This window comes from Pseudomonas sp. C9-3 (genome assembly GCF_032392015.1).
Classification (GTDB): domain Bacteria; phylum Pseudomonadota; class Gammaproteobacteria; order Pseudomonadales; family Pseudomonadaceae; genus Pseudomonas; species Pseudomonas nitroreducens.
In genome coordinates this window covers 6058221-6075759 of record NZ_CP135919.1, presented here as the reverse complement: position 1 = coordinate 6075759, position 17539 = coordinate 6058221, and the positions used below count along the sequence as shown (strand labels likewise).

Genomic DNA, 17539 nt, shown 5'->3' with positions numbered 1-17539 from the left:
CCGCCCTCGCGGCGCGCCGGCGTGACGTAACCCGTAGTCCGCACGCCTGACGACAACAACGACAAGAGGAATACCCATGGATAGCGCAAGCGCCGTCTCCGCTTCTGCCGCACCCCGCACGACTTCCCAGCGCATCAAGTCGATCTTCAGTGGTTCGGTCGGCAACCTGGTCGAGTGGTACGACTGGTACGTCTACGCCGCCTTCTCGCTGTACTTCGCCAAGGCATTCTTCCCCCAGGGCGACATGACCGCCCAGTTGCTGAACACCGCCGCGATCTTCGCCGTGGGCTTCCTGATGCGCCCGATCGGCGGCTGGCTGATGGGTATCTATGCCGACCGCAAGGGCCGCAAGGCTGCCCTGCTGGCGTCGGTCCTGCTGATGTGCTTCGGCTCGCTGATCATCGCCCTGACCCCCAGCTATGAAACCATCGGCGTCGGCGCACCGATCCTGCTGGTGCTCGCGCGCCTGCTGCAGGGCCTCTCGGTCGGCGGCGAATACGGCACTTCCGCGACCTACCTGAGCGAGATGGCCAACAAGGAGCAGCGCGGCTTCTTCTCCAGCTTCCAGTACGTGACCCTGATCTCCGGCCAGCTCATCGCCCTGGCGGTACTGATCGTGCTGCAGCAGACCCTGACCGTCGAGCAGTTGGAAAGCTGGGGCTGGCGTATTCCGTTCTTCATCGGCGCGCTGTGCGCGGTCGTAGCCATGTTCCTGCGTCGCGGCATGGAAGAGACCGAATCCTTCAGCACCAAGAAGGACGAGCCCAAGGAAAGCCTGATCCGCACCCTGTTCCGCCATCCCAAGGAAGTCCTGACCGTGGTCGGCCTGACCATGGGCGGTACGCTGGCCTTCTACACCTACACCACGTACATGCAGAAGTACCTGGTGAACACCGTGGGCATGAGCAAGAACGACTCGACCATGATCTCGGCGGCCACGCTGTTCCTGTTCATGCTGCTGCAGCCCATCGTCGGCGCGCTGTCGGACAAGATCGGCCGTCGCCCGATCCTGATCGCCTTCGGCGTGCTGGGCACCGTGTTCACCTACCCGATCCTCAGCACCCTGCACACCATCGACACCTGGTGGGGCGCGTTCTTCCTGATCATGGCCGCGCTGGTCATCGTCAGCGGCTACACCTCGATCAACGCCGTGGTGAAGGCCGAGCTGTTCCCCACCGAAATCCGCGCCCTGGGCGTGGGCCTGCCGTACGCACTGACCGTGTCCATCTTCGGCGGCACCGCCGAGTACGTGGCGCTGTGGTTCAAGAGCGTCGGCATGGAGAGCGGCTTCTACTGGTACGTCACCGCGTGCATCGCCTGCTCGCTGCTGGTCTACGTGACCATGAAGGACACCCAGAAGCACTCGAAGATCACCACCGACTGATTGGGCTCCTTGCCCAGGCCCCGGCGCACACTCGCCGGGGCTTTTTATCCACAAGGCCCGGCGCATGCCGGGCCTTGTCGTTTCTACGGTGACGCGCGACGCTGCGCTATCCTCGCCAGCGTCACGGTCGCGTAGCCAATCCCATGAGCCCTTCTCCCTTTCCCGCCGGCACGTTGAGCGCGCGCGCTCTGCGCGGTGCACTCAGCGGGCCATTCGATCTCGACCTGGAACCCGGCCACTGCACGGTGCTCAGCGGCCCTTCGGGGGTCGGCAAGAGCCTGCTGCTGCGCCTGCTTGCCGACCTCGACCCGAACCAGGGCGAGGTCAGCCTCGGCGGGGTGAACCGCGAGAGCCAGCCGGCCCATGTCTGGCGACGCTGGGTGACCTATGTGCCGGCCGAATCCGGCTGGTGGGAAGACGACGTTGCCACGCACTTCAGCGACCTCGACGGCGCCCGCCGGCTGCTCCCGCAGCTCAATCTCGACCCGGCGCGGCTGCAGGCGCAGGTCGCGCATCTGTCCAGCGGCGAACGGCAGCGCCTGGCCCTGCTGCGCGCCTTGCTGCAACGCCCGCATTTCCTGCTGCTGGACGAACCCACCGCCGCGCTGGACCCGGACAATCGCGAGCATGTCGAACGCCTGTTGCTGGCGGCCAAGGTGCAAGGCATGGGCCTGCTGGTGGTGACCCACGATGCCGAACAGGCGCGGCGCCTCGGCGAGCGGCAACTGCACCTGGACCACGACGGACTGACGGAGCTGCACCCATGACGCCGCTGCAATTGAGCGTGCCGGAGCTGGCCCTGGCGGGGCTGCTGATCGTCGCGGCGGCGGCGCTGTCCTGGGCGCTGCGCCTGGGCCTGCAACGCACGCTGCTGATCTCCGCCGCGCGCCTGGTAGTACAACTCGTGCTGGTGGGATTCTTCCTTCGCCAGGTGTTTGCACTGTCCTCGCCCTGGCTCACGGCGCTGGTAATCGCCGTGATGCTTGGCGCGGCGACCTTCGAGGTTGGCTCGCGGCAGCGCCGGCAGCTGACCGGCCTCTGGCACCTGGGCATCGGCGGCAGCGCGGTCGGCATCGCCACCCTGGGCATCGCCCTGTTCGCCCTGGCCGGTAGCCTGCGGCCAACCCCGTGGTACGACGCGCGCCACGCCATTCCGCTGGTGGGCATCATCCTCGGCACGGCGATGAACGCCGCCAGCCTGGCGCTGAACCAGGTGTTCGCCAACGTCACCCGCGAGCGCGCGGCCATCGAGGCGCGCCTGGCCCTGGGCGCCGACCGCCACACGGCACTCAGCGGGCCAATCCGCCGCGCGCTCTACACCGGGCTGATTCCCACGCTGAACCAGATGGCCGCCGCCGGCATCATCACCCTGCCGGGCATCATGACCGGCCAGATCCTCGCCGGCATGGACCCACTGGATGCCGCGCGCTACCAGATCCTGCTGATGTTCCTGCTCGCCGGCGCGGGGTTCATCGCCGCACTGGGCGCGGTGTACCTGTCGCTGTGGCGGCTGACCGACCCGCGCGAGCGCCTGCGCCTGGATCGCCTGCGTGCCGACGACTGAGCGGCGCTGGCGTATGCTGGGCACCTTTCCCCGCCACAGGAGCCTGCCATGACCACCCCGAAATCCGCCTTGATCATCGGCGCCTCGCGCGGCCTCGGCCTGGGCCTCGTGCGCGAGTTGCTGGACCGCGGCTGGGACGTCACCGCCACCGTGCGCGACGCCAACCAACCCGGCGAACTGGCCGCACTGCCGGTACGTGTCGAGTCACTCCTGCTGGACGACGTGCACTCCCAGGACCGCCTCGCCGAAACCCTTGCCGGCACACGCTTCGATCTCATCTACATCAACGCCGGCATCTACGGTCCGCCGCACCAATCGGCCATCGACGCCAATCTCGCCGATGTCGGCCAGCTGTTCATGGTCAACGCCATCGCCCCGCTGCGCCTGGCCGAACGCCTGCTGCCGCGCCTGGACGGCGACAACGGCGTGCTGGCCTTCATGACCTCCGAACTGGGCAGCGTCGCCGGCAATGAATCCGGCGGCATGGCGCTGTACCGCGCGAGCAAGGCGGCGCTCAATTCGCTGACCCGTAGCTTCGTCGCCGAACTGGGCGAAACCGGCATCACCGTGCTCAACCTGCATCCGGGCTGGGTGCGCACCGACATGGGCGGCGAGTCCGCGCCGCTGGACGTGCAGACCAGCGTGAAAGGCCTTGCCGACCAGGTCGAAGGCCACGCCGGCCGTGGCGGCCAGTTCTACCTGGACTACCAGGGAACGACGATCGACTGGTGACGACGGCATTCGAGCCCGTTACTATGAGCGTTCTCTTGACCCCCATGTCAGGTTCTGCGAGCTAGAGCCAGGCAAGGCGGCGGTTGGCGAGAAAGCGCAGTTGACTCCAGTCAATGAGCATTTCTCGACAATCGCCAACGCCGCATGGCCGACGCGCAGCGAACCGCTAGGGTGCGAGGGAACCTGGATCAGCAGACAGGGTGAACACTGAGCTGGCTTCCCATGAACCCATGGAGCCGGCTCGAACGAACGGCTCCGTCCGTTTGGAGAATTCATCCATGTCTTCCCCGCGTCTCTGGCTGCGCAACCCGCTGGCCATCTTCACCGCTAATGATCAGGACGCCCGAGGCGGCATCGTCGTCCAGGACGGCCGCATCGTCGAACTGGTCGCTGCCGGCCAGCAGCCCTCGGCTCCCGTCCAGCAGACCTTCGACGCCAGCCAGCATGTGCTGACGCCCGGCCTGATCAACACCCACCACCACTTCTACCAGACCCTCACCCGCGCCTGGGCGCCGGTGGTGAACCAGCCGCTGTTCCCCTGGCTGAAGACCCTGTACCCGGTATGGGCGCGCCTGACTCCTGACCAGCTCGGCGTGGCCACCAAGGTTGCCCTGGCTGAACTGCTGCTCTCGGGCTGCACCACCGCCGCCGACCACCACTACCTGTTCCCCGACGGCCTCGAGCAGGCCATCGACGTGCAGGCCGGCGTGGTCCAGGAACTGGGCATGCGCGCCATGCTCACCCGTGGCTCCATGAGCCTGGGCGAAGCCGACGGTGGCCTGCCGCCGCAACAGACCGTGCAGAGCGCCGAAGACATTCTCGACGACAGCCAGCGGCTGATCCGCGAGTACCACCAGCGCGGCGAAGGCGCCCAGGTGCAGATCGCCCTGGCGCCCTGCTCGCCCTTCTCGGTCACCCCGGAAATCATGCGCGCCAGCGCCGAACTGGCCGAGCGCGAAGACGTGCGCCTGCACACCCACCTCGCCGAAACCCTGGATGAAGAGGACTTCTGCCTGCAGCGCTTCGGCCAGCGCACCGTGGATTACCTGGACAGCGTCGGCTGGCTCGGCCCGCGCACCTGGCTGGCCCACGGCATCCACTTCAACGATGAGGAAATCCAGCGCCTGGGCGCCGCCGGTACCGGCGTCTGCCACTGCCCCAGCTCGAACATGCGCCTGGCCTCGGGCATCTGCCCGACCGTGGCGCTGGAAGCCGCCGGCGCGCCGGTGGGCATCGGCGTGGACGGCTCGGCCTCCAACGACGCCTCCAACATGATCCTTGAAGCCCGCCAGGCCCTGTACATCCAGCGCCTGCGCTACGGCGCCGAGCAGATCACCCCGGAACGCGCGCTGGGCTGGGCCACCAAAGGCTCGGCCAAGCTCATCGGCCGCAGCGACATCGGCGAACTGGCCGTGGGCAAGCAGGCGGACCTTGCGCTGTTCAAGCTCGACGAACTGCGCTTCTCCGGCAGCCACGACCCGCTCTCCGCGCTGCTGCTGTGCGGCGCCGACAAGGCCGACCGGATCATGATCGGCGGCACCTGGCGCGTCGTCGACGGTGAGGTCGAAGGCCTCGACCTCAAGCGCCTGATCGCCGACCACACCCAGGCGGCGCGCAAGCTGCTCGGTACGCTGTAAATACCTTCCGCGCCCATACGAGCGGAGCCCCTCACCCTAACCCTATGGGGGAGGGTTGGGGTGAGGGCAAGCCCCGAGCGAATATCGGCTCGCCTGTAATCCGCTCTACCCAGCCTGCCGACAAGCTTCCTGACCGAAGACCATCACGTGGCTCCGGATGCCATTCCCGCGGGCACGTTTTGCCATCGAAAAATCGCTACAGCCCGCGCCACACAAGGGCTGCGCACTACCGCCCGTCGCCATCCAAACAGCCGCGACAAGCGGTCATTCACTGAAAACCCCTCTAGATCAAGGGTCTATCCCTTGCGACGGGAATATGCCGTCAGTTTGACATCACCCATTGGCACTCTAGTTTTAAATCGCCGGGCCGAATTCCTGCTCAAGACGTTGTCAGCAGCCGTTTGGCCCGGTTACCGGCGCCCGGCAATGGAGTGCACTTCAATGCGCGATTCACAGTTGGACCCTCTGGCGGTTCAAGAAGCCGGCCAGGATTGGCCGCGGCGCCTCATCATCCAGACCCTGCCCTGGGCGGTGGTCGCCGCACTCTGCGCGGTCGGCGTGCCGTTCTGGTGGATGCTGCCGATCGGCTGGATCTCCAGCCTGGTGCTGAGCAGCCTGCTGTGCGGCACCGGCAAGGCCGCCGCCGAGGCGCAGGCAGTCACGCTGCACAGCGACGAGCTGCCTCAGTGGCGCCCGCTGCAGGAAGCCGTGGAAAGCCACCTGGCCCAGCTCAACGGCCATACCCACCAGATCGACAGCCTCCTGCACCAGGCGATCCGCCAGCTGACCGACAGCTTCCACGCCCTCGCTGATCGCATCGACACCCAGCGCGGCCTGTCCCACTCGCTGATCGAACGCTACGACGGCCGCGGCCACATGGACGGCGACATCGACTTCCAGCGCTTCATCCACGCCACCCAGGAAACCCTCGGGCTGTTCGTCGAAGCCACCCTGGAAACCAGCCGCACCTCGCAGCAACTGGTCGAGCGCATGGACCGCGTGACCCACAAGATCGCCGAGATCCTGCAGTCCACCCAGGACATGGACGCCATCGCCAAGCAGACCAACCTGCTGGCCCTCAACGCCGCCATCGAGGCCGCCCGCGCCGGCGAAAGCGGCCGTGGATTCGCCGTGGTGGCCGACGAGGTGCGCGCGCTGTCGACCCGCTCCACGCACTTCTCCCAGGCCATCCGCGAACACGTCGACGTGGTCTACCACGAGATCAAGGACGCCGAAGGCGCCATCAGCCAGCTGGCCGACAAGGACATGAGCTTCGCCCTGGATTCGCGCAGGAAGATCCAGCACATGCTCGACGACCTCGACGCCATGAACCAGCACACCGTGAAGGTGGTGCAGGAGCTGGACCGCATCTCCCTGGAAGTGGGCGACGGCGTCAACGCCGCGGTCACCGCCCTGCAATTCCAGGACATGAGCAGCCAGTTGCTCGGCCAGGTCGGCAAGCACAGCGCCCGCCTCGGCGCACTCGCCGTGGGCCTGGGCGCGCTGGACGGCCGCGAGCCCGGCGAGTGGGGCGAGCGCCTGCGCGGCGAAGTCGCCGAACTCGGTCGCCCCCTGAGCAATCCGGTCGCCCAGACCAGCCTCAGCGCTGGCGAGGTGGAACTGTTCTGAACTGAAGGCAAAGCAGGAGCCCCGACATGCTGCAGTCCGTCTTCGCCCGCTTTAACGAACGCTGGCTCGCCAACCTCGCCCTCATCGGCTGAGCCCCACACACCATTTCCGCGCGCCGGGATGGCGCGAGTTTCTGTGCGCCTGGCGACAACAAACGCATTGCAATCCGAGGAGAACCAACGCAATGGGAAAGCAGATTCTGATCGTCGATGACTCGGCCTCGATCCGGCAGATGCTGAGCTTCACGCTCAAGTCCGCCGGCTACGAGGTGGACGAGGCCGTGGACGGCAAGGACGGCCTGGGCAAGGCCCAGCGCAAGACCTACAACCTGGTCTTCACCGACCAGAACATGCCGAACATGGACGGCCTGTCGCTGATCCGCAGCCTGCGCGACATGGCCGGCTACCGCAGCACGCCGATCCTGATGCTCACCACCGAATCCAGCGACGCCATGAAACAGCAGGGCAAGAGCGCCGGCGCCACCGGCTGGCTGGTCAAGCCGTTCGACCCGCCGAAGCTGCTGGAAGTGACCCGCAAGGTCCTGCCCTAGGGGAATCCTGAATGGCTACCGGTATGGAGCAATTCCTCCAGGTGTTCTTCGAGGAAACCGACGAACACCTGGCGACCCTCGAACTCCTGCTGATCGGGCTCGACCTCGATCAGCCGGACGCCGAGACGCTCAATGGCATCTTCCGCGCGGCGCACTCGATCAAGGGCTCCAGCGGCATGTTCGGCTTCGACGACCTGACCGCCGTGACCCACGAGCTGGAGACGCTGCTCGACCGTATCCGTTGCGGGCAGACTGCCCTGCACGTGGACATGATCGGCGCGTTCCTCGAAGCCCGAGACGTATTGCAGCGCCTGCTCGACGCACACCGCAGCCAGGTGCCCGATCCGGACGTGCCCGTCGCCGCCACCGTGGAGCGCCTGCGCGCCTGGCTGGCAGCACCGGCTGCAGCAACCGCCGATAACCACTCCGGCCTGTTCGAAGACGCTCCTGCCGCGGCAGGGACCAGCGCCAGCGAAGAGGACTTCGGCTTCTTCGACGATGCGCCCGGCATGCCCGGCGCCAGCGCAGCGGTCGCCAGCAGTGACGACGATTTCGGTTTCTTCGACGACGCCCCCGGCGCGCCGGACGCCAGCCCCGTCGAGCCCTACGGCATCTTCGACAAGGCACCGGGCGCACCCGCCGCCGCTCCAGCCGCCGCCAGCGAAGCGCCAAAAGCCGCACCGACCGTGGCGAAGGCAGCCGCCGCGCCGCGCCCTGACAGCGAATCCAGCTCCATCCGCGTCAGCGTCGAGAAGATCGACAGCCTGATCAACCTGGTCGGCGAGCTGGTCATCACCCAGGCCATGCTCAGCCAGCTCAGCGAGGACCTCGATCCCGCGCACTTCGAGCGCCTGCAGCAGGCCCTGGCGCAGCTCGAGCACAACACCCGCGACCTGCAGGAATCGGTGATGTCGATCCGCATGCTGCCGATCAGCTTCATCTTCAGCCGCTTCCCGCGCCTGGTGCACGACACCTCCGCGCGCCTGGGCAAGCAGGTCGAACTGATCCTCCAGGGCGAGCACACCGAACTGGACAAGAGCGTCATCGAAAAACTCAGCGACCCGCTCACCCACATTGTCCGCAACAGCATCGACCACGGCATCGAGACGCCCGCCGAACGCCTGGCGGCCGGCAAGCCGGCGCAGGGCTCGGTGAAGCTCGCCGCCAGCCACCAGGGTGGCAGCGTGGTGGTGGAAATCTCCGATGACGGCCGCGGCCTGTCGCGCGAGCGCATCCTCGCCAAGGCCCGCGAAAAGGGCCTGCCGGTGCACGACGGGATGACCGACGCGGAAGTCTGGCAACTGATCTTCATGCCCGGCTTCTCCACCGCCGAAGCGGTTACCGAGCTGTCCGGCCGCGGCGTCGGCATGGACGTGGTGCGGCGCAACATCCAGGCCATGGGCGGGCGGATCGACATCGATTCGGCACCGGGCATGGGCACCCGCATGAGCATCCGCCTGCCGCTGACCCTGGCCATCCTCGACGGCCTGATCGTCGCCGTGGAGCAGGTCAACTACGTGGTGCCGCTGACCTACATCGTCGAGTCGCTGCAGGCCCGCGCCGACGACGTGCGCGGGCTGGCCGGCGAGGAGTCGACGGTGATCCGCGTGCGCGGCGAATACCTGCCGCTGTTCTCCCTCAACCAATTGCTGCGCATCGGCGCCGAGCCCATGCCGCCGGAGCAGGGGATCGTGGTGATTCTCGAATCCGAGGGCAAGAGCTTCGCCCTGCAGGTGGACGAACTGGTCGGCCAGCAGCAGGTGGTGATCAAGAGCCTGGAACAGAACTTCCGCCGGATCGACGGGATCGCCGGCGCCACCATCATGGGCGACGGCAGCGTCGCCCTGATCCTCGATGTCGATGCCCTGCCACGTCTGGCGGCACAAGGAGAACCCACCCATGAGCGCAGCTGAAGCCAGCGCGGCAAGCAGCCCGGTGCAGGAGTACCTGACCTTCACCCTGGGCCGCGAGGAATACGCCATCGACATCCTGCGCGTGCAGGAAATCCGTGGCTACGACCAGGTCACGGCGATCGCCAACGCTCCCGCCTTCATCAAGGGCGTGATCAACCTGCGCGGCGCCATCGTTCCCATCGTCGACCTGCGCATCAAGTTCAACCTGGCCGACATCAGCTACGACCAGTTCACCGTGGTGATCATCCTCAACGTCGGCCGGCGCATCGTCGGCGCGGTGGTGGATTCGGTCTCCGACGTGATCGCCCTGGCCGGCGAGGAGATCAAGCCGCGCCCCGAATTCGCTGCCAGCTTCGACACCGAGTATCTGCTGGGCCTGGCCACCGCGGGTGAGCGGATGCTCATCCTGGTGGACATCGAAAAACTCATGACCAGCCGTGAGATGGCGCTGGTCGACGAAACCGCCGCCTGATCGCGACCGAGGACAAACAGCATGGGTCTGTTCAACGCACACGCCGTGGCGCAGCAACGCGCCGACCGCATCACCGCCATCCTCCACAGCCTGGTGGACGGCAACCTCGACGTCGCCATCGGCGAAGCCCCCGCGCCCGGCTACGAGCGCCTGTACGACGGGCTGCGCAATGTCCAGCGCAGCCTGCGCGAGCAGCGCACGGAACTGGCCCAGGCCGAAGCCCTGGAGGCCGGGCTGGTGGAGATGACGCGCCAGCACGAGCTGGGCTGGATCGACGAGGTGATCCCGGTGGACAAGTTCGCCGGCCGCCCGGCGCGCATCGCCAAGGGCATCAACGACCTGGTCGCCGCGCACATCGCGGTGAAAATGAAGGTGGTTGCTACCGTGACCGCCTACGGCAAGGGTGACTACTCGGTGGAGATGGACCGCCTGCCGGGCAAGAAAGCCATCATCACCGAGGCCATCGACGGCGTGCGCGACAGCCTCAAGGCCAACGCCGACGCCGCCGAGTACAACGCGCGGATCAAGAGTGCGCTGGATAACGTCTCGGCCAACGTGATGATCGCCAACAACGATCTCGACATCATCTACATGAACCGCACCGTCACCGAGATGCTCGGCAATGCCGAGGCCGACATCCGCAAGCAGCTGCCGAACTTCAACGCCAGCCGCCTGATGGGCGCCAACATCGACATGTTCCACAAGAACCCGGCGCACCAGCGCGGCATGCTCGCGCACCTCACCGCGCGGCATAAGGCCGAGCTGAACCTGGGCGGCCGCCGCTTCGCCCTCGATGTGGTGCCGGTGTTCAACGATGCCGGCGAGCGCCTGGGTTCGGCGGTGCAGTGGACCGACCGCACCGAGGAATTCCGCGCCGAGCAGGAAGTCTCGCAACTGGTGGACGCCGCCGTCGCCGGCGACTTCAGCAAGCGCATCGAAGCCTCGAACAAGGAGGGCTTCTTCCTGAAGATCGCCACCGGCCTGAACAACCTGGTGGACACCGCCGACAAGGGCCTGCGCGACGTTACCCGCGTACTTGGCGCCCTGGCCCAGGGTGACCTGACCCAGCGCATCGACGCCGACTACCAGGGCACCTTCGGCGAGCTGAAGGACTATGCCAACGAGACCGCACAGAGCCTGTCGCGCATGCTCGGGCAGATCCGCGAGGCGGCCGACACCATCCACACCGCCGCCAGCGAGATCGCCAGCGGCAACGCCGAGCTCTCCACCCGCACCGAGCAGCAGGCTTCCAGCCTGGAAGAAACCGCCTCGAGCATGGAAGAGCTGACCAGCACCGTGAAGCTCAACGCCGAGAATGCGCGCCAGGCCAACTCGCTGGCGGTGAACGCTTCCGAAGTCGCCACCGAGGGCGGCAGCGTGGTGCAGAAGGTGGTGGGCACCATGTCCGCGATCAACGACTCCGCACGCAAGATCGCCGACATCATCGGCGTGATCGACGGCATCGCCTTCCAGACCAACATCCTCGCGCTCAACGCCGCGGTGGAAGCGGCGCGCGCCGGCGAGCAGGGCCGTGGCTTCGCCGTGGTGGCCGGTGAAGTACGCACCTTGGCGCAGCGCTCCGCCGCCGCCGCCAAGGAGATCAAGACGCTGATCAACGACTCGGTGGACAAGGTCGAGAGCGGCAACACCCTGGTCGCCCAGGCCGGCCAGACCATGAGCGACATCGTGGTGGCGATCAAGCGCGTCACCGACATCATGGCGGAGATCGCCGCCGCCTCTGCCGAGCAGAGCAGCGGCATCGAGGAAGTGAACGGCGCCGTGTCGCAGATGGACGAGATGACCCAGCAGAACGCTGCCCTGGTAGAAGAGGCCGCTGCGTCGGCCGAGGCCCTGCAGGAGCAGGCCGGCATGCTCAACCAGCAGGTCGGGGTGTTCAAGCTGGAGACCATCGCGGCCACCGTGGTGCCGCTGGCCTCTGCCCGCCCGGCCCGCGCCGAACCGACTGCGCACACCTCGCGCGCCGCCCGCGGCGTGGCCAAGGCAGTGCGCGCCAAGGGCAAGGAAGACGACTGGGAAGAGTTCTGATCGGGCGGGGCTGAAGGATGGCGGCGGCCGGAGCAATGGGAGGGTCGGCCGCCGCGGGCGGACCAGGGATGGTCACGGATGGGTTTCCCATGAGGGCTTGGCGCATGAAGAGTCCCTCTCCCCAGCCCTCTCCCTGAAGGGAGAGGGAGCCGATCGGCGTGGCCGGGAAGCACGGAGTTCCACTTGATGCCATTCAGTCCCCTCTCCCTTCAGGGAGAGGGTTAGGGAGAGGGCAACGCCCAGCGCAGAGCTATCCCGATCAGACGAATGAAGTAGGGCGCATAACCTCGAACGGGTTATCCGCCATCGCGGCGGATAACCCGTTCGAGGTTATGCGCCCAACGCAATCCGCTCACCTGCGAGACCAACCAATGCCCATCCACCTGCCCGCCCCCGAGCACGAATTCCACTACACCCGCCGGGACTTCCAGCAGGTGCGTGAGCGCCTGTATCGGCACGCCGGCATCAGCCTCTCGGAGAACAAGCAGCAACTGGTCTACAGCCGTCTCTCGCGGCGCCTGCGCAGCCTGCGCCTGGGCAGCTTCGCCGAGTACTTCGCCTACCTGGAAAGCCATGAGGACGAGTGGCAGCAGTTCGTCAACGCACTGACCACCAACCTCACCGCCTTCTTCCGCGAGAAGCATCATTTCGACCACCTGGGCCGCTTCGCCGCCGAGCAACTGCGCGACCACCAGCCGCTGCGCTTCTGGTCCACCGCCTCCAGCACCGGCGAGGAGCCCTACTCCATGGCCATGACCCTGGTGGACGCCCTGGGCAGCTTCAGCCCGCCGCTGGAGCTGATCGCCTCGGACATCGACACCGGCGTGCTCGGCCACGCGCGCCAGGGCATCTACCCGCTGGAGCGCCTCGAAGCGCTGACTCCGGCCCAGAAGAAGCGCTTCTTCCTCCGCGGCACCGGCGGCAACGCCGGCAAGGCGCGGGTGGTGCGCGAGCTGCGGCAGATGATCGATTACCGGCAGATCAACCTGCTGGACCGCGACTGGGGTATCCCCGGCAACCTGGACGCGATCTTCTGCCGCAACGTGATGATCTATTTCGACAAGCCGACCCAGACCCGCCTGCTCGAACGCATGGTGCGCCTGCTGCGGCCGGGCGGGCTGTTCTTCGCCGGGCACTCGGAAAACTTCGTCCACGCCAGCCACCTGGTCCGTTCGGTAGGGCGCACGACCTACCAGGCGGTGGGGAGCCACTGATGGGCGCAGCCCTGGACCAACCCAATCGCTACTACGACCCGCGCTTTGGCATGGAAGCGGTGAAGCTGCTGCCCGGCGAGTGCTACGTCACCGCCGAGCCGCTGATGCTGGTCACCGTGCTCGGCTCCTGCGTCTCGGTCTGCCTGCGCGACCGCAGCAGCGGGCTGGGCGGCATGAACCACTTCATGCTGCCCGGCGATACCGGCGTGCAGGGCCTGATGTCCAACTCCGGACGCTACGGCGTGCATGCCATGGACCTGCTGATCAACGGCCTGATGCGCCGCGGCGCCCAGCGCAGGCACTTCGAGGCCAAGGTGTTCGGCGGCGGCTCGGTGCTGAAGAACCTCAGCGCCGACGTCGGCCAGCGCAACGTCGAGTTCGTCCTGCAGTACCTGGAGAACGAGGGCATCCCCCTGCTCGCCCAGGACCTGCTCGACGTGCACCCGCGCAAGGTCTACTTCTTTCCCGGCAGCGGCCGGGTGCTGGTGCGCAAGCTGCGCACCCTGGCCAACGACACGGTGCTGCAGCGCGAGCGGCAGTACTGCCAGCAACTGTCCCGTCGGGAGCGCGGCGGGAGCATTGACCTGTTCTGAACGGAGGGACGCCCGATGGCCGTCAAGGTCCTGATCGTCGACGACTCGGCGCTGATTCGCAGCCTGCTCAAGGACATCATCCAGAACGACCCGGAGCTGCAACTGGTGGGCGCCGCGCCCGACGCCTTCGTCGCCCGCGATCTGATCAAGCAGCACTCGCCGGACGTCATCACCCTGGACGTGGAAATGCCGCGCATGGACGGCCTGACCTTCCTCGACAAGCTGATGAAGGGCCGGCCGACGCCCGTGCTGATGATTTCCTCGCTGACCGAGAAGGGCTCCGAAGCCACCCTGCGCGCCCTGGAGCTGGGCGCCATCGACTTCATCGCCAAGCCGCGCCTGGGCATCGCCGAAGGCATGCAGGCCTACGCCGAGGAAATCTGCGCCAAGCTCAAGGCCGCCGCCCGCGCCCGGCTGCCCCGCGCGCGCCCCGCCACCGTGTCGGGCGCACCGGCAACGAGCAGCGCGCCGCTGCTGAGCACCGAGAAGATTTTTGCCATCGGTGCCTCCACCGGTGGCACCGAGGCCATCAAGGAAGTCCTGCTCGGCTTGCCGCCGGACTGCCCCGGCACCGTCGTGACCCTGCACATGCCACCAGGCTTCACCAAGTCCTACGCCGAACGACTCGACCGACAGACGCGCCTGTCCGTGCGCGAAGCCCGCGATGGCGACCGCATCCTCCCCGGCCACGTGCTGGTCGCACCGGGCGATTTCCATATGGAAGTGCAGCGCAGCGGCGCCAACTACGTCGTGCGGCTGCACCGCGAGGCTGCGGTGAATGGCCACAGGCCGGCGGTGGACGTGATGTTCAACTCCCTCGCCCGCTGCGCCGGGCGCAACCTCATCGCCGCGCTGCTCACCGGCATGGGCAAGGATGGGGCCCGGGGCTTGCAGGCGATCCGCCAGGCCGGCGGCCATACCGTCGCCCAGGACGAGGCGACTTGCGTCGTCTACGGCATGCCCCGCGAGGCCGTGGAGCTGGGTGCGGCCAAGGAAGTCCTGCCGCTGGAGCGCATAGCCGGTTCGCTCCTACAGCAGGCGCGGCAGAGCGGAAGTGGGAATCGCGTCTAGTTCTGCGGGAATCGCCCCGCACTGCCGAGCGACTTTTCACACAGGGTCTAGACTCAGGCCAATTGACCGGCGCCAAATATATGGCGATCCGATATCAATTTGGTTTGATTGTGCCCGTATACAAAATGCACAATTGAGCTTTCGCCAAAAGACCGGCACACGGCGGGCGACACGGGGAAACGAGATAGCCATGGCGGCAAGATGGGGGTTGCGCGGCAAATCGGTGGTGGCATTGCTCATCGCCTGTCTCCTGGCGCTGGTACCGGCAGTCATGCTGGGCTGGAAGGCCATGGAAGACATCCGCACGCATTTCGGCCTCGCCTTCGCGAGAAACTTCACGCTGCTCAACCAGCAGAAGATCATCGCACCGGTGATCCGCGAGCTGGCGCTCTCACGGCGCCTGGCGGAGTCCGTGGTCACCCAGGACTGGCTGCTGGCCGAGAACGACCCGGCGCGCCGCTCGCTGTTCTTCCGCGAGGCCGAAGGCTTCCGCGCAGACCAGCACAACTACTCCTATTTCGTCGTGGTGGACTCCTCGCGCCACTACTACTTCAACGACTCCAGCTCGCCGCTCTCCAATTCCCCGCGCTACACCCTGAGCGACACCGACCCGCAGGACCGCTGGTACTTCGATACCCTGGCCCGCGACGAGACCTACAACATCAACGTCAACTACGACGCCAAGCTGAAGGTCACCAAGGTCTGGTTCAACATGGTGGTGCGCGCCGGCAACGAGAAGGTCGGCCTGGCCGGTGGCGGCCTGGACCTCACCGAGTTCCTCGACCAGTTCATCTCGCGCCGCGAGGCCGGGGTGACGCCGATGATCGTCGACCCGGACGGCGCCATCCAGGCGCACCCCGACACCAATCTGATCGCCTATTCCTCCGGCTCCAGTGGCCAGGCCAAGCACCACGTGTTCGACCTGCTGGGCAATGACCAGGAGCGTACCGCCCTGCGCCAGACCCTGCGCCAGGCCGAGGCCAACCCCGGCGAAGTGGAAACCATGTGGGGCACCATCGACGGCAAGGAACAGCTGATCGCCACCGCCTACATCCCACAGCTGCGCTGGCACGTGCTCAGCGCCATCGACCTGCACGCCGCCCAGGTGCTCGACAGCCGCTGGATCTGGCCGCTGGTGGGCACCCTCGCCGGGTTGCTGGCGATCCTGCTGATCGGCTTCGCCTACACCGTCGACCTGCTGGTACTGCGCCCGCTGCGCGGCCTCAAGCAGTCGGCCAAGGCGATTGCCGCCGGGCAGTACGACAGCCCACTGCCGCGCACCCGCCCGGACGAGATCGGCGAGCTTTCCAGCGCCTTCGCCAGCATGGCCGACCAGGTCCGCCGGCACACCGAGGAGCTGGAAGACAAGGTCCAGCAGCGCACCCAGGCACTGGAAAAGGCCAACCGCGAGATGGCCGCCGCGCAGAAGAAGATCGGCGATTCCATCGACTACGCCAGCCTGATCCAGCGCGCCATCCTCCCCGACCGCCAGCTGCAGGCGTCCCTGGGCGAGCACCACTTCGTCCTGTGGAAGCCGCGCGACGTGGTCGGTGGCGACTTCTACATCTACCGCGAAGGCCCCATGGACAGCCTGATAGGCGTCGTCGACTGCGCCGGCCACGGCGTGCCCGGCGCGTTGATGACCATGCTCGCCCTGGCGGCCATCGACCACGCCATCGACAGCGTGCAGAGCCATGACCCGGCGGCCATCCTGCGCGAGACCGACCACGTCATGCGCGGCATGCTCGGCCAGGAAGAGTTCACCAACTCGCTGGCCACCAACATGGACGCGGGCCTGGTACGAGTCGACCACCAGCGCAAGCTGCTGCATTTCTCCGGGGCGAAGATTTCCCTGTTCGCCAGCGACGGCAACGACGTGCGCGAGTACAAGGGCGCGCGCCGCGCCATCGGCGACAAGCGCCAAGGCGACTATCAGGACGTGGAAATCCCGATGGAAGCCGGCTGGACCTACTACCTGTGCACCGACGGCTTCCTCGACCAGGCCGGCGGCGAGCACGGCTTCGGCTTCGGCAACAGCCGCTTCGCCGACCTGCTGCGCAACCACGCGCGCAGGCCGCTGGCCGAGCAGGCTGACGTGTTCGCCGCTACCCTCGCCCAGTACCAGGGTGAGCAGCCGCAACGCGACGACATCACCATTCTTTCTTTCCGCTTCGACTAGGGGTTATTCCATGGAATCGCTAGATCTGTTGGCCATGCGCGAAAGCTACACCCGGCAACGCATATTGCTCTGCTTCAACGGGCCCATCTCGCGCAGCCTGATCGAAGAAATCGGCCACGCGCTGCGCAACTACATGCAGGCCGAGCAGGCACACCCCAGCGAAGCGATGGACGTATTCGCCGTCTACATCGAGATGACCCAGAACATCCGCCACTACGCTTCCCTGCGCGGCTACAACGACCAGGAAGCCTCGGCCACCGTGGCCATTGCCCGCGACGACGAAGGCCACTACGTGGTCTCCGCCGGCAACCTGGTGGAGCTGGCGGACGGCCAGGGCCTGGTGCGCAGCATCGAAGCCATCGCCGGGCTGGACAAGGCCCAGCTCAAGGCCGCCTAAAAGGAGCAGCTGCGCCGCCCGCGCGACGCTGAAGCCTCCACCGGCGCCGGCCTGGGCCTGCTGGACATTGCCCGCAAGTCCAGCGCGCCCCTGAAAACATCTCTCACCGAACAACCCGACGGCCGCGCCTTCTTCAGCCTGCGCGCCGTGATCTGATC

14 protein-coding genes and 1 pseudogene are annotated in these 17539 nt (G+C 66.8%); all 15 read left to right on the top strand.

The window, feature by feature from the left end; all coding sequences use genetic code 11:
- Window positions 1–76: 76 nt before the first annotated feature.
- The 15 genes and pseudogenes from RS899_RS27835 (at window position 77) to siaB (ending at window position 17537) form a co-directional block, all read left to right on the top strand.
- On the top strand, window positions 77–1384 hold the full coding sequence (locus RS899_RS27835; RefSeq protein WP_045213459.1) for an MFS transporter: 1308 nt from the start codon (window positions 77–79) through the stop codon (window positions 1382–1384).
- A 143-nt stretch (window positions 1385–1527) separates the two neighbouring features.
- A complete protein-coding gene (locus RS899_RS27830; protein ID WP_315808559.1) occupies window positions 1528–2151 on the top strand; it encodes an ABC transporter ATP-binding protein in 624 nt (207 codons plus the stop codon).
- Entirely contained in the window at window positions 2148–2948 is an 801-nt protein-coding gene (locus tag RS899_RS27825; protein WP_054910291.1) for an ABC transporter permease, read from the top strand. Before RS899_RS27830 ends, RS899_RS27825 begins: the two co-directional genes overlap by 4 nt.
- 48 nt (window positions 2949–2996) lie before the next feature.
- Window positions 2997–3680, top strand: coding sequence for an SDR family oxidoreductase (locus RS899_RS27820; RefSeq protein WP_315808558.1), 684 nt, complete (start codon window positions 2997–2999; stop codon window positions 3678–3680).
- Window positions 3681–3958: 278 nt separating this feature from the next.
- Window positions 3959–5317 carry an 8-oxoguanine deaminase gene (locus RS899_RS27815; RefSeq protein WP_233296943.1) on the top strand — a complete coding sequence of 453 codons (1359 nt, stop codon included), beginning with the start codon at window positions 3959–3961 and terminating at the stop codon, window positions 5315–5317.
- A 426-nt stretch (window positions 5318–5743) separates the two neighbouring features.
- Window positions 5744–6946 (top strand): methyl-accepting chemotaxis protein, encoded by a 1203-nt coding sequence (locus tag RS899_RS27810; RefSeq protein ID WP_315808557.1) that lies wholly within the window; start codon window positions 5744–5746, stop codon window positions 6944–6946.
- Between the two features lie 184 nt (window positions 6947–7130).
- Window positions 7131–7496, top strand: coding sequence for a response regulator (locus RS899_RS27805; protein WP_054910295.1), 366 nt, complete (start codon window positions 7131–7133; stop codon window positions 7494–7496).
- Window positions 7497–7507: 11 nt separating this feature from the next.
- Entirely contained in the window at window positions 7508–9409 is a 1902-nt protein-coding gene (locus RS899_RS27800; RefSeq protein ID WP_315808556.1) for a chemotaxis protein CheA, read from the top strand.
- A complete protein-coding gene (locus tag RS899_RS27795) occupies window positions 9396–9881 on the top strand; it encodes a chemotaxis protein CheW (RefSeq protein WP_037012409.1) in 486 nt (161 codons plus the stop codon). Before RS899_RS27800 ends, RS899_RS27795 begins: the two co-directional genes overlap by 14 nt.
- 21 nt (window positions 9882–9902) lie before the next feature.
- Entirely contained in the window at window positions 9903–11927 is a 2025-nt protein-coding gene (locus RS899_RS27790) for a methyl-accepting chemotaxis protein (protein WP_054910297.1), read from the top strand.
- Between the two features lie 371 nt (window positions 11928–12298).
- On the top strand, window positions 12299–13141 hold the full coding sequence (locus RS899_RS27785; protein ID WP_315808555.1) for a CheR family methyltransferase: 843 nt from the start codon (window positions 12299–12301) through the stop codon (window positions 13139–13141).
- Complete coding sequence (cheD, locus tag RS899_RS27780) at window positions 13141–13734, top strand: chemoreceptor glutamine deamidase CheD (RefSeq protein WP_054910299.1); 594 nt, start codon at window positions 13141–13143, stop codon at window positions 13732–13734. Before RS899_RS27785 ends, cheD begins: the two co-directional genes overlap by 1 nt.
- A gap of 15 nt (window positions 13735–13749) precedes the next feature.
- Window positions 13750–14805: a protein-glutamate methylesterase/protein-glutamine glutaminase gene (locus RS899_RS27775; protein ID WP_233296939.1), complete on the top strand. Its 1056-nt coding sequence runs from the start codon at window positions 13750–13752 to the stop codon at window positions 14803–14805.
- 190 nt (window positions 14806–14995) lie between these two features.
- Complete coding sequence (gene siaA, locus RS899_RS27770; protein WP_315808554.1) at window positions 14996–16984, top strand: biofilm regulation protein phosphatase SiaA; 1989 nt, start codon at window positions 14996–14998, stop codon at window positions 16982–16984.
- 10 nt (window positions 16985–16994) lie between these two features.
- Window positions 16995–17537 (top strand): annotated as a pseudogene (gene siaB / locus RS899_RS27765) (biofilm regulation protein kinase SiaB).
- Window positions 17538–17539: the final 2 nt, after the last annotated feature.